The organism is uncultured Adlercreutzia sp. (assembly GCA_910585575.1).
Classification (GTDB): Bacteria; Actinomycetota; Coriobacteriia; order Coriobacteriales; family Eggerthellaceae; genus Adlercreutzia.
Window position 1 is genome coordinate 1 of the sequence record CAJUFS010000075.1, and the last position, 11,674, is coordinate 11,674.

13 protein-coding genes are annotated in these 11,674 nt (G+C 63.4%); all 13 read right to left on the minus strand.

What is annotated here, in order from left to right; genetic code table 11:
* Positions 1–734: DHH family phosphoesterase (locus QZ307_RS09350; protein WP_295999108.1), on the minus strand; the 734-nt coding region annotated here is incomplete at its 3' end.
* 147 nt (positions 735–881) lie between these two features.
* Positions 882–1,430, minus strand: a complete 549-nt coding sequence (gene queF, locus QZ307_RS09355) for a preQ(1) synthase (protein WP_366143059.1) — start codon at positions 1,428–1,430, stop codon at positions 882–884.
* Between the two features lie 108 nt (positions 1,431–1,538).
* Entirely contained in the window at positions 1,539–2,351 is an 813-nt protein-coding gene (gene queC, locus QZ307_RS09360) for a 7-cyano-7-deazaguanine synthase QueC (protein WP_295999114.1), read from the minus strand.
* Between the two features lie 36 nt (positions 2,352–2,387).
* Positions 2,388–3,173: a radical SAM protein gene (locus QZ307_RS09365; RefSeq protein ID WP_295999116.1), complete on the minus strand. Its 786-nt coding sequence runs from the start codon at positions 3,171–3,173 to the stop codon at positions 2,388–2,390.
* 3 nt (positions 3,174–3,176) lie between these two features.
* On the minus strand, positions 3,177–3,602 hold the full coding sequence (locus tag QZ307_RS09370; RefSeq protein WP_295999121.1) for a 6-carboxytetrahydropterin synthase: 426 nt from the start codon (positions 3,600–3,602) through the stop codon (positions 3,177–3,179).
* A 180-nt stretch (positions 3,603–3,782) separates the two neighbouring features.
* A complete protein-coding gene (locus QZ307_RS09375; protein ID WP_295999123.1) occupies positions 3,783–4,262 on the minus strand; it encodes a GNAT family N-acetyltransferase in 480 nt (159 codons plus the stop codon).
* Positions 4,262–4,528, minus strand: coding sequence for a DUF1778 domain-containing protein (locus QZ307_RS09380; RefSeq protein WP_295999126.1), 267 nt, complete (start codon positions 4,526–4,528; stop codon positions 4,262–4,264). The genes QZ307_RS09375 and QZ307_RS09380 overlap by 1 nt, the downstream gene beginning before the upstream one ends.
* Before the next feature lie 103 nt (positions 4,529–4,631).
* Positions 4,632–5,984, minus strand: coding sequence for an MATE family efflux transporter (locus QZ307_RS09385; protein ID WP_295999129.1), 1,353 nt, complete (start codon positions 5,982–5,984; stop codon positions 4,632–4,634).
* The gene (locus tag QZ307_RS09390; RefSeq protein ID WP_295999131.1) at positions 5,971–6,588 is read right to left on the minus strand and encodes a YigZ family protein; all 618 of its coding nucleotides are present in this window, start codon (positions 6,586–6,588) and stop codon (positions 5,971–5,973) included. The genes QZ307_RS09385 and QZ307_RS09390 overlap by 14 nt, the downstream gene beginning before the upstream one ends.
* Positions 6,589–6,595: 7 nt before the next feature.
* Positions 6,596–8,422 carry an ABC-F family ATP-binding cassette domain-containing protein gene (locus QZ307_RS09395; protein ID WP_295999134.1) on the minus strand — a complete coding sequence of 609 codons (1,827 nt, stop codon included), beginning with the start codon at positions 8,420–8,422 and terminating at the stop codon, positions 6,596–6,598.
* Positions 8,423–8,527: 105 nt separating this feature from the next.
* A complete protein-coding gene (locus QZ307_RS09400) occupies positions 8,528–9,919 on the minus strand; it encodes a DHA2 family efflux MFS transporter permease subunit (RefSeq protein ID WP_295999137.1) in 1,392 nt (463 codons plus the stop codon).
* Positions 9,920–9,934: 15 nt separating this feature from the next.
* Positions 9,935–10,495: an aminoacyl-tRNA hydrolase gene (gene pth, locus QZ307_RS09405; protein WP_295999140.1), complete on the minus strand. Its 561-nt coding sequence runs from the start codon at positions 10,493–10,495 to the stop codon at positions 9,935–9,937.
* A 209-nt stretch (positions 10,496–10,704) separates the two neighbouring features.
* Positions 10,705–11,670, minus strand: a complete 966-nt coding sequence (locus tag QZ307_RS09410; protein ID WP_295999143.1) for a ribose-phosphate pyrophosphokinase — start codon at positions 11,668–11,670, stop codon at positions 10,705–10,707.
* Positions 11,671–11,674 lie beyond the last annotated feature (4 nt).

Below are 11,674 nucleotides of genomic sequence, written 5' to 3' on the forward strand. Positions count from 1 at the left end.
TCGGCCACGAGCGCCCGGTTCTCATCGCGCATGGGCATGAGGTCGGCCACGGTGCCCAAGGTGGCGAAGTCGGTATAGCTGCGCCACAGGTGTGGAAAGCCCATGCGGCTGCCGAGCATCTGCACCAGCTTCAGGGCCACGCCCACGCCGGCCAAAATGGAGCTGGGGCAACCCTCGCCCATCTTCGGGTCGGCCACGCAGACGTTTTCGGGCACCAAGTCGGAAGCTTCGTGATGGTCGGTGATGTACACTTCCACCCCTTGCTCGACGATGGCCGCCACCTCGTGCTTGCAGGCAATGCCGCAGTCCACGGTGACAATGACGTCGGGCTCCAGCTGACGGACGCGCTCGAACGCGGCGGCTGTGATGCCGTAGCCCTCTTCAAAGCGATGGGGAATGAACGGATGGGCGCAGGCTCCCAAAGCCCGCAGCCCGCGCGTGAGCACCGTGGTAGCCGAGATGCCGTCCAAGTCGAAGTCGCCGAAGACGACGATGCGCTTCTTCGCCTCCATGGCCGCCTGCAACCCGTCGGCCACCGCAGAGAGCCCGGGAATTTCCAGCGGGCTGCGCCAGTCGCGGTCAAGGGACGGATGCAGGAAGTCGCGCACCTCTTCCGGTGACGCGATGCCGCGGCCCACCAGCGTGGCCGCGATGAAGCGGGGAAGCCCCAGGGCGTTTTGAAGCCGTGCCACGGCCTCGGGGGACGCCTCCCGAATACTGAACTGCGCTGTCATGGCCAAGCTACCTTACGTGCAATATCTCTTTTCTCAGGTGCCATTTTCGCATAAAGAACGCCCCCTGTCACCGCCAGGGGGCGAGCCGTTACTTGGCGCTGCGCAGACAAGGATGGATCGCCTGTCGAGATGGCAACCCGGAGCCCGTTAGCGATTGTCCACCTTCTCGGGGTACAGGTCATGCTGCGACAGGCGCGTCCAGGCCACTTCCTCCCAGCGGGTGCCAGGACGGCCATAGTTGCAGTACGGGTCGATGGAGATGCCGCCGCGCGGCGTGAACTTCCCCCACACCTCGATGTACTTCGGGTCCATAAGCGCAATGAGGTCCTTCATGATGATGTTCATGCAGTCCTCATGGAAGTCGCCGTGGTTGCGGAAACTGAACAGGTACAGCTTCAGGCTCTTGCTTTCCACCATCCGCTCGCCGGGCACGTAGGAGATGTAGATGGTGGCGAAATCGGGCTGGCCCGTGATGGGGCACAAGCTGGTGAACTCGGGGCAGTTGAACTTCACGAAGTAGTCGTTGTCCGGGTGCTTGTTGACGAACGTCTCCAACACGCCAGGATCGTAGTCCTGCGGATAACGGGTGCCTTGATTGCCCAACAGCGTCAGGTCGGCGGTTTCGTCGTCGGTGCGGCCAGCGCTTGCTCCCCCGTCGTCGCTGGTGCGGGCCAGGTGGGCGGCTACCGCGGCCATGGAGGAGGTGTCTACCGAGCTTTCGGGCTTAGTGGTGGCTGCGGAGGGGGCGGTATCTTCGCTTTCGTTGCCGAAGAGGGCTTCGGCCATTTCTAAGGGCTTCATTCACTATCCTTCCAATGCTGGGTCTTCGGCGTTGTTGGCGGCGAAGGCTTGGGCTCGATCAAGGCAGGTGGCGCATTGGCCGCAGGGTACTTCCCCGCCTTCGTAGCATGACCAGGTGAGTTCGTAGGGCACGCCCAGCTCTAGGCCCACGCGGACGATGTCGGCCTTGCTGGCTTTCACGAACGGAGCCTCGAGGCGCAGCTCGCCGCCGGTGCCTTCGACGATGGCGCGGTTCATGGCCTCCACGAACTCGAGCGAGCAATCGGGGTAGGCGTTGCCGGCTACGTCGTCGTGGTGGGCGCCGTAGTATACGACACTGCACTCTAGCGACAGCGCCATGGAGGCGGCCGCCGACAGGAATAGGCCGTTGCGGAACGGCACGTAGGTGCTGACGGGCGTCTCGTCGGCGGCTTCGAGGTCCGACGATGCCGCGGAAGCTCCTTCCCCGGCCTGGGCCTGCTGCTCGGCGTAGGTGCCGTGGGGCACCGCCTGGCTCGACTGGGACAGAAGCGAGCATTGGCTGTCGGCAAAGATAGCGCCCAAATCAAGGAAGCGCTGCTCGACGCCGTAGTAGGCCGCCACGGCTTTGGCGGCCTCAATCTCGCGCAGGTGCTTTTGGCCGTAGCCGATAGACAGCGCGTACACATTCTGGGCGCCGTACTCATTCACAGCCATGGCTAGAAGCGTGGTGGAGTCCACCCCGCCCGAGCACAACACCAGGGCTTTCTTATCGCTCATTCGCATCCTTTCGCTCAACGCCGCAGGGACGGTTCCCGCGGAACGCGGCCTCCGGGGAGACGTCCCGCTTTGGACCATCCCCCAGGGGACGTGCCTCGCTTTTCCGCGGCGGCGCTATACGCCTTTCGTCTCGTTCGGCCAGATAATCTTATGCAGCTGCAGCTGCAGACGAGCACGGTCCAGGCGGTGTTCGATGAGGTAGGCGGCGATGGTCGCGGGCTCAACAGCGCCCCACACGGGACTGAGCAGCACCGTGCAGCGATCCCACAGCTGCTCCTCGTCGGCCCGGGCGGCGGCGAAGGCCAGGTCGTCCTCGCTGCCTACCACGAACTTCACCGCATCGCGCTTATCCAGCAGCCCGTAGTTCTCGCGCATCATGGCCGCCGAGACGGCCTCGCCAGCCGTAGGGGTTTTCCAGTCCACCGTGAAATGCAGGCTGCCGGGCAGTCCGGCCTCGGCGGCGGCACGGCGCAGATCGGCCAGAGGCGCCAGATCGCGCGAGCCGTTCGTCTCAATCTCCACGCGCAGGGGCCGTGGCTCCTCCACACTCAGCAGCGCCTGCACCAAATCGGGCAGATAGGGCTGCAGAAGCGGCTCGCCACCCGTGAGCGTGACGCAGGATACGCCGGTTTCCGCCACCCACGCCACCAGGTCGGGCACGCTCCAGCCTTCCACCTCCACATAGGGGTGATTCGCCCAGCGCGTGTCGCAGTAGGTGCACCACATATTGCAGCCGGCAAACCGGATGAAGGCCGCCGGCCGTCCTGCGGCCAGCCCTTCCCCATTCAGCGAGACGAACTTCTCCACCACGGGAAACAGCTGTGCCCGCGGGCGGATGGTGTGGCGCGCCGCGTGGCGCTCAGCGTCCAGCAGGCCGTCGTTCTCTTCCTCGGGCACCATGGCTTAGGCGTCCTTGCGATAGAACGCGCAGTTGTTCGGCGTCTCGTAGACATCCACCTGGGCCACGGGCAGGCCCTTGGCGGCCAGAGCATCGAAGAACCACTTCGCCAGGTTCTCGGCGGTGGTGCGGAAGGGCATGGTATACAGCGCGAAGCCCTCGCGCTCCAGGCAGGCCAGCGTGTCAGGGGCCAACGAGCCCTCTTCAATGATGAAGTGGTGGTCGAGCTCTTCGCTCAGTTCGCGTAGGGCGGCCTTGAAGTCGCCGAAGTCCACCACCATGTCCTTGCAGGTGCCCTCGGTTTGCAGCTGCGCCACTTCCAAATAGGCCACCACGCGCCAGCGATGCCCATGCAGGTTCTCGCATTTCCCGTGGTAATCCGTCAAAAAATGAGAGGCGTCGAAGCTGCTCTCAGTTCTCAGTCCGTACATGTTCGTCCTCCAGCAAAAAAGAACCCGCCGGGTAGCGGCGGGGCTCCAGTACAGGGCGAGAAACACATTCTCGCCAAGGAGCACCTCGCAGGTGCCCTTCGTTAGGCCAGGTTATTCTAGCACGGTCACCTTGCGATACAAGGGCGCGAGCCGCGAGCCCACGATAACGCCGCGAGCGCCTCAAGCGCGCAGGGAGATGAACATACGCCGCTGCCCGGGAACCTCCCGGAAGCCGTACTTCTCGTAGAAGCTCCGCGCCGCGTCATCGACAGGATCGACCAGCAGCGCCTTGGCTCCTACCTGCTGGGCGACGGACAGGGCCCGCGCCATGGCGTCCCCCAACAAAGACGAACCAAGGTGCTGCCCCTGAAATTGCTGGTCAACACCAAGCATACCCAACAGCACAGCGGGGATGGACTCGGGGGCATTGCGCCGCAGCCAGCCACCGTGCACTTCATCGCGCACGACGGCATGGGCACTTAGCGAGTACAGCCCCGCCACCTGCCCCTCGCAGCACACCACATACACCACCGCCGTGCCGTTCTTCTCCGCCGTTTTCGCTCGACGCTGGACCCAACTATCAACGACAGGCACCCCGCAGTGAAACCCCTCGAGGCTATCGTCATCGGTGAGCTTTCGGGGCTTTTCGAAGCCCGCCATTATTCCCAGACCGCCTTCGCCGCGATAAGCTGCCGTGCGGCCATGGGCATAGGCTCTTCAAGCGCAGCGGCAAATTGGTCGAACTCGGCGGAAGCAAGGTGCGTGGTGGTTTCTTGCTCGATGTCATAGCGCGCTGCTTCAAGGAGGCGATCCAACGCCCATTGGGTGAGCGTTTTTCCGCGCAGCGCTGCCGCCCGCTCGATCTGATCGCGCTGGGCCGCCGTCATGCGCATATCGAAGCGACTGTCCTTGGTAACGGTTGCCATGAGAGTTCCTTTTTTCTACCTAGCCCGATTATACTGAAGAAATTGTACGGCATTTTTACGTACAATTCAAGAATTCCTGCGGCGCGACGAATCCGCCAAATCGCTACCGTGCGCCCATCCAGGTGTCGGTGCGGATGCGCAGGCCGTTGGTGAGCGCGCGACCGCCCATGAGAACGAAGTCAAAGGCAAGCCACAGAAGGGCGCACCGCAGGGCAGCGTCGGGCAGCAGCGGGGCCACGCCGAATACGAGCGCCACCAAAACTGCCAGGTAGATGGCGCTGACCGCTGCGCAGGTACGCGCCAAGTAGCGGAAATCGCCGGCGCCGATGAGGATGCCGTCGGCGGCCCACATCCAGCTTTGCAGCGGCAGCGCCACCCCGGTAATGACCATGCCGATAGTGGCCATCTGTTGCACTGACGCATCGGGGCTGAAGAGCGCTGGAGCCACCAGGCCCAGCACCGCGAACACCAGACCGGCCGCTATGCCCACAAGCGCGCCCGTACGCAAGGTGATCCGCGTTAAGCGCCGTGCCCCTTCCCAGCGGGCTGCTCCCAGCTCGGCTCCCACCAGGGTTTGCCCCGCAATGGCCACGGAATCAAGCACGTTCACCATGAAGTTCCAGGAGGCGTTCACCACCTGGTAGCCTGCCAGCACCGAGGTGCCCAGGGCCGCGGCGGCCATGACGGTGCCTACCAACCCCGCGCGCAGGGCCAAGGTGCGTACGAACAGGGGCAGCCCATCGCGCCCTGCTGCCGTCATACCCGCAGGCCGAGGGCGCCAGCTTACGCCCGCAGCCCTCGCTGCTCGCAAAGCCCCCGCGGCCAATACGATTCCCATGAACCATTGGGCCGCGAAGGTGGCAATGCCCGAGCCGGCAACGCCCCAACCCAAAACGATGACGAACAGCACGTCCAACACGGTGTTCAGCACAGCACCAGCCACGGCCACCACCAAGGTAACCGTCACTTTTTGAAGCCCGCGGTAGAGCCCGTTGGCAGCGTACACCAAAAGCATGCCGGGCGCGCCCAGCACCACAGGACGCGTGTAGGCCACCGCTTGAGCGAGGTCCTCGCCACGCCCTCCCAGCAGCCAGCACAGCGGTTCGGCTAAGACGAACAGCCCTGCCGCCAGCACCACGCCAATGGCCAGAGCCAGCCATAGCCCGTCGATGCCCGCCTGCAGACCCTCGCGCATGCGTCCCGCGCCGAAATGGCGCGCTACCTGCGAAGTGGTGGCGTAGGCCAGAAAGATACAGAGTCCCACCGCCGTCAGAATAACCGTGGAGCCCAGGGCCAGCCCCGCCAGCGCGCTCTCCCCCAAATGCCCCACAATGGCCGTGTCGATAAGTACAAAGGTCGGTTCGGCCACCAGCTGTCCGAACGTCGGCACCGCAAGGGCCAACAGCGCAGCCGTCGTGGCCGCGGATCCGCGAGACGCCTTCTTAAAACGCTGCATCATAGGGATCGGTGACCATGATCTCGGTTTGGCCGCGGGTGAGTTCGGTGAGCTTTTCCAGGAAGGGATCCTGGGTGCCGTCGAGCATGCGGAAGGTGAGCAGAACATTCTCAGCGAAGTCACTTTCTTGGAGCTTCGCCTGGCAGGCCTCGGCGATGCGGCATACCTGCTCGTAGAGGCCGTAGGGTACTTCCAGGATGATGTCGACGCAGACGGAAACTGTGACCACATCGGCAGCGTCAATGGCCGCCTTCGTAGCATCGGTATAGGCGCGCACCAAGCCGCCCGTTCCCAGCAGGATGCCGCCGAAGTAGCGCGTGACCACCACGGCCACGTCCTCCAAACCCGCATGCTGGATAGCCTCGAGTGTGGGCATGCCGGCGGTTTTGGCCGGCTCACCGTCATCGGTGTAGCGGATGCGGCCGCCGCGCAGCACGTAGGCGTACACATTGTGGCGCGCCATGCGATGCTCGGCCTTCACGCCGTTGATGAAGGCCAGGGCTTCCTCTTCGGTGGACACCGGAGCAATCTGGCCGATGAAACGGCTTTTCTTCTCCACGATCTCCGCCTGGGCGGGGGCGGCTATGGTGCGATAGGCGGCCACGACTTTCCTACTCCCCCAGCTTTTCGGCAGCTTCGAACCACTCCAGCTCGAGGGACTCGATCTGGCTCTCGAAGTCGGCCACTTCCTCTTGCATGGCCGTCAGCGTCAGATAATCGGACTGGTCGGCCTCGGCCATTTCCAGCTGCTTCTTCTCGATCTTGCCCTTCAGGGTTTCTATCTTCTTCTCGTTGGAGGTCATGAGCTTGCGCAGAGCGCGCTGCTCGCCGCCGGAGAGAACCGGGGCGGCCGAGGGAGCCGCGTCAGACAGCTGGCTGCCTCGCTGCGTGGTACGCCCCGCAGCCGCGGCCGCCTTCTGCTCGGCCTCTCGTTCCTGCTCGGCTTTGATTTCCAGGTACTCGTCTACGCCGCCGGGCAGGTGACGTACTTTGCCGTCAATGAGGGCGAACTGGTGATCCGTTACGCGCTCCATGAGATAGCGGTCGTGGGTGACCAGAAGCAGCGTGCCGGGCCAGCCGTCCAGCAGGCTTTCCACGGCGGCCAGCATGTCGGTGTCCAAGTCGTTGCCGGGCTCGTCCAGAATGAGCACGTTGGGCTCGTCCAACAGGATGAGCATGAGGGCCAGACGGCGCTTCTGGCCGCCGGACAGATCGCACACGGGCTCGTTCTGGTCGTCCTTCGTGAAGCCCAGGCGCTCCAGCAGCTGTCCCGGGGTCATTTCCTTGCCGTCGAGCATGGTGCGGCGCGAGTAGCGCGAGATCACCTGGCGCACGCGGTCGTCGCCCAACTTGGTGAGCTCGTCCAAATGCTGCGACAGCACGGCGAAGCGCACGGTCTGGCCGATCTTCACCCGACCGCGATCAAGCGGCTGCAGCCCTTGAATAATGCGCAGCAGCGTGGTCTTGCCGATGCCGTTTTCGCCCACAATGCCGTAGCGATCGCCAGGGCCGATGATCCAGTCCACATCATCCAGAATAACGCGGTCGCCAAAGCGCAGCGTGGCGCCCTGCAAGTCCACCACCTGCTTGCCCAGACGGGCCATGGCCATGCGCTTGAGCTCCAGCTCGTTGCGCAAAGGCGGTACGTCGGCAATAAGCGCCTGAGCCGCGGCCACGTGGAACTTCGGCTTCGTGGCGCGGGCCCGCGCGCCGCGCGAGAGCCACGCCAGCTCGCGACGCAGGGCGTTCTGACGCTTCTGCTCGGCCAGGGCTTCCAGACGGTCGCGCTCGACGCGCTGCATAATATAGGCGGAAAACCCGCCCTCGAAAGGCCATACCCGCTGGCCGTGCACTTCCCACATAGCCTCGCACACCTCGTCGAGGAACCAGCGATCGTGGGTGACCACCAGAAGCGCTCCCTGGCCGCGGCGCCAGCGCGTCTTCAAGTGCTCGGCCAACCAGGTGATGGCGCGGACGTCCAAGTGGTTCGTAGGCTCGTCCAACATGAGCACGTCCCAGTCGCCAATGAGCAGGCGCGCCAGGTCAACACGGCGGCGCTGGCCACCGGACAAGGTACCCACCAGAGCGTCCCACGCCACATCTTCCAGCAGCCCCGCAATAATGGCGCGGATGCGCGCGTCGCCGGCCCATTCGTATTCAGGGCGATCGCCCACTACGGCGCGCTCAACGGTGTCCTCGTCGCGCAAGTCGTCGGCCTGGCCCAGCACGCCCACGGAGACGCCGCGCGTGCGAATGACGCGACCCTCATCCACCTCCACATCGCCGGCCAATACCCGCAGCAGCGTGGACTTGCCGTCGCCGTTGCGGCCCACAATACCAATGCGCGCGCCCTCGTCCACGCCCAAGGACAAGTCCTCGAACACGGTTTTCGTGGGGAAATCCACCCGCACTTTCTCGCAGCCTAACAGAAATGCCACAGCGTTTGCCTTTCACTTATTTGCGCGGCCAAGGAAGATCGCGATGCCCTCGTCGAAGCGCCGTGCGCTCGGACTGGGGCGATAGTAGGTGGCGATAAGTATACCCTAGCGAATCTTCCACACCGCGGTGACCAGCACCACAGCGGCAAACAGCGATGACAATCCAAAAGCCGCCTGATAAGGCAGCGCTGCCAGCGTAGCCCCCGCATCCACGGCAGCCCCCGCGGCCGCTCCAGCGCCCAGCACCGAGATAAGCAGCATCATGAGGGCGGTGCCCAACGAGGCACTGGCCTGACGCACCGTGGCGAAGAAGGCGCTGCCGTCCATGATGATCTTCCCCGGCAAGCCCGAAAGACCCCAGGAATTGAGCGGCCCCACCAGGGCACTGACGCCCACGGCGCGCACGCCCTGCCAGAACGTGAGCAGCCAAAGCGGCGTCGTTGCGTCCAAGAACATGAACGACGCGGCACCCACGGTCAGAAAGGCAGCGCCGGTGATGCACACCACGCGCGGCCCCACCTTATCAAGCAGGATGCCCGCCAAGGGATTGACGAACAAGGCCACCACCGTGGCCGGAATAAAGGCAATGCCCGCTTCCAACGCCGTCATGCCGCAGGGACCTTGGATGTACAGCGGCAGCACCAGCGTGATGCCCATAAACGAGGCGAACAGGCAATTCTGTCCCACGAAGGCCGCGCGGAAATGGCGCGACCCGAAAATGTCCATGGAGATAAGCGGGTGGGTCACACGGCGTTGACGCAGAATGAACGCCACAATGAACGCCACGCCCACCACCGCGGGAATCCACACCTGCGGGTTCGCAAGCGCCATGGTGGCGGCATTCGAGGCACCCAGCAGCAAGCCGCCAAAGCCCACCGTCGACATAAGGAAGGACGGGAAGTCGAACACGGCGTCGGTCTCATGATCGCCGTGGCTCTTCACCGTCAGCACCGTAGCCACGAACAGCAGGGCCAAAAGCACCGCCAGAATAATGTAGAAGCTGCGCCAACCCCAGGTGCCAGCCAGAGCGCCGCCAATCAGCGGGCCGATATTTGGCGCGAAGCCCATGGCAATGCCGCCGATGCCCATGGCCGTGCCGGTGCGCTCACGCGGAAAGCGCGTCATGGCCACCGTCTGCACCAGTGGCAGCGTAATGCCCGTGGCAATGGCCTGCAGCACGCGCGCCACCAGCAACACCGGGAAGCTCGGCGCAAAGAAGCCCGCTACCGAACCAGCGAAATAGAACCCGAGGGCCAGAAACACCAGGCGCTTGAGCGAAAAACGCCGCGACAGGTACGTGACCACGGGCACGGTAATGCCCATGACCAGCATGTAAATGGTGGTGACCCACTGACCCACGGCGGCGTCAATGGCAAAATCCTCGCAGACGCCCGTGAGCATGGAGTTCATCACCGTCTGGGTAAGCGACCCCAAAGCGCAGGTAATGACGACAATGGCAAACAGGGCATAGTTGTGCCCGCGCTCGGACAAATGCATGGTAGTACCTCTTCCTTAGTTGAACTTGGCCTGGGTCTTCTCAAGGCCGTTATCAATAAGGAAGAGCACAGCCTGGGCGCCTTGATCCACGGCGTGCTCGAAAGCCTCGGTATCGTCTTTGCTGCGGGGCACCGAAAGCACCCAGTCCACCACCGGCTTGCGTCCCGGCGGCCGACCGATGCCGATGCGAATGCGGAACCAATCGCGCGTGCCCAGCTTGTCGCAGATGGAACGCAGGCCGTTGTGGCCCGCATGACCACCGCCGAACTTCACGCGAATGGTGCCCGGGTCGATGTCCAGCTCGTCATGAACCACAATGAGATGGTCGGGCGCCACCTTGTAGGCTTTTGCCAGCTTGCTGACGGGGCCACCCGACGTGTTCATAAAGCTTTGGGGCTTCACCAACAAAAGCTCATGGCCGTGATAGCTGGCCTTCGCGGTCAGCGCACCGCCCTCAGTTTTCCAGTAGCGCACGCCCAGCTCTTCGGCGAGCGCATCCACCGTATCGAACCCGGCATTATGCCGCGTATGCTCGTATTCCTCCCCCGGATTCCCCAGGCCCGCAATTAAAAACATCTTATTGTCTTCCACTTACATCTCTTATCTTTTGTCACACAGGTAGCACTAAAGACAGCGAGGTTCCGACAGGTGCCTGCAATTGCCCCGCCTTTGCCCCAAGCGTACTTCGGTACGCGCCGAGGGCAAAACAAGGGGCAAGGGCAGGTGCCTGTCGGAACCGCAGCGTCGACGGGTCCGTTCGTCCCGTCAGGGCGAACGGAACCAGATTATTCAAAAAGCTTTCCAATTGAACCGTTGTTGTACACCACATCGATAGCCTGAGCGAACAGCGGCGCAATGGACAGCACCTTGATCTTGCCGGTCTGGCGCGCCAGCGGCACGGGCACGGCGTTGGTAACCACCACTTCCTCGATGGGCGAATTCTCCAGACGCTCGTAAGCGGGGCCCGAGAACAGACCATGGGTGGCGCAGGCGTACACCTCGGCGGCCCCCTTGGCCTTCAGCGTTTGGGCCGCGGCCACCAGCGAGCCGGCCGTGTCGATCATGTCGTCGTTCAGAATGCAGATCTTGTCCGTAACGTCGCCAATCAGAGCCGTGATCTCGGCCTGGTTGTGCTTCGGACGATCCTTGTGCATGATGGCAATATCGCAATCAAGGGCGGTGGAGAACTTCTTCGCCGCCTTGGCGCGGCCCACATCGGGCGACACCACGCACAGACGGTCCGTATCGAAGCCCTTGTTCTTGAAGTAGTCCACGAAGATGGGCATGGCCGTCATGTGGTTCACGGGAATATCGAAGAAGCCCTGGATGGCGTCCTGGTGCAGGTCCACCGTGATGACGTTGTCCACACCGGACACCGTCAGCAAGTCGGCCACGAGCTTCGCCGTGATAGGCTCGCGCGGGGCGGCCTTGCGATCCTGGCGCGCATAGCCGTAGTGGGCAATAACCGCCGAGATGGAGCGGGCGCTGGCGCGCTTGGCCGCATCGGCCATGATGAGCAGCTCCATGAGGGCATCGTTCACATCGAAGCCTTCGGAAGCGCACACCGATTGAATGAGGAACACGTCGGCGCCGCGGATGGACTCCTGGTAGCGAGCGTAGATCTCGCCGTTGGCGAACTTCTCGTGCTTGATGTTGCCCAAGTTCACGTTCAGGTACTTCGCGATTTCCTCAGAAAGCTCGGGGTTCACCGAACCGGAGAACAGGATCATGCGCTTGGTCATCTCGGTCATGGAC

Bases quoted from the DNA above. Each gene is read 5' to 3' on its own strand.
- queF (WP_366143059.1), bottom strand. From the start codon at position 1,430: ATGGCCGCGGTAGCCGCCCACCTGGCCCGCACCAGCGACGACGGGGGA.
- queC (WP_295999114.1), bottom strand. From the start codon at position 2,351: ATGGTCCAAAGCGGGACGTCTCCCCGGAGGCCGCGTTCCGCGGGAACC.
- QZ307_RS09365 (WP_295999116.1), bottom strand. From the start codon at position 3,173: ATGGTGCCCGAGGAAGAGAACGACGGCCTGCTGGACGCTGAGCGCCAC.
- QZ307_RS09370 (WP_295999121.1), bottom strand. From the start codon at position 3,602: ATGTACGGACTGAGAACTGAGAGCAGCTTCGACGCCTCTCATTTTTTG.
- QZ307_RS09375 (WP_295999123.1), bottom strand. From the start codon at position 4,262: ATGGCGGGCTTCGAAAAGCCCCGAAAGCTCACCGATGACGATAGCCTC.
- QZ307_RS09380 (WP_295999126.1), bottom strand. From the start codon at position 4,528: ATGGCAACCGTTACCAAGGACAGTCGCTTCGATATGCGCATGACGGCG.
- QZ307_RS09385 (WP_295999129.1), bottom strand. From the start codon at position 5,984: ATGCAGCGTTTTAAGAAGGCGTCTCGCGGATCCGCGGCCACGACGGCT.
- QZ307_RS09400 (WP_295999137.1), bottom strand. From the start codon at position 9,919: ATGCATTTGTCCGAGCGCGGGCACAACTATGCCCTGTTTGCCATTGTC.
- pth (WP_295999140.1), bottom strand. From the start codon at position 10,495: ATGTTTTTAATTGCGGGCCTGGGGAATCCGGGGGAGGAATACGAGCAT.
- QZ307_RS09410 (WP_295999143.1), bottom strand. From the start codon at position 11,670: ATGACCGAGATGACCAAGCGCATGATCCTGTTCTCCGGTTCGGTGAAC.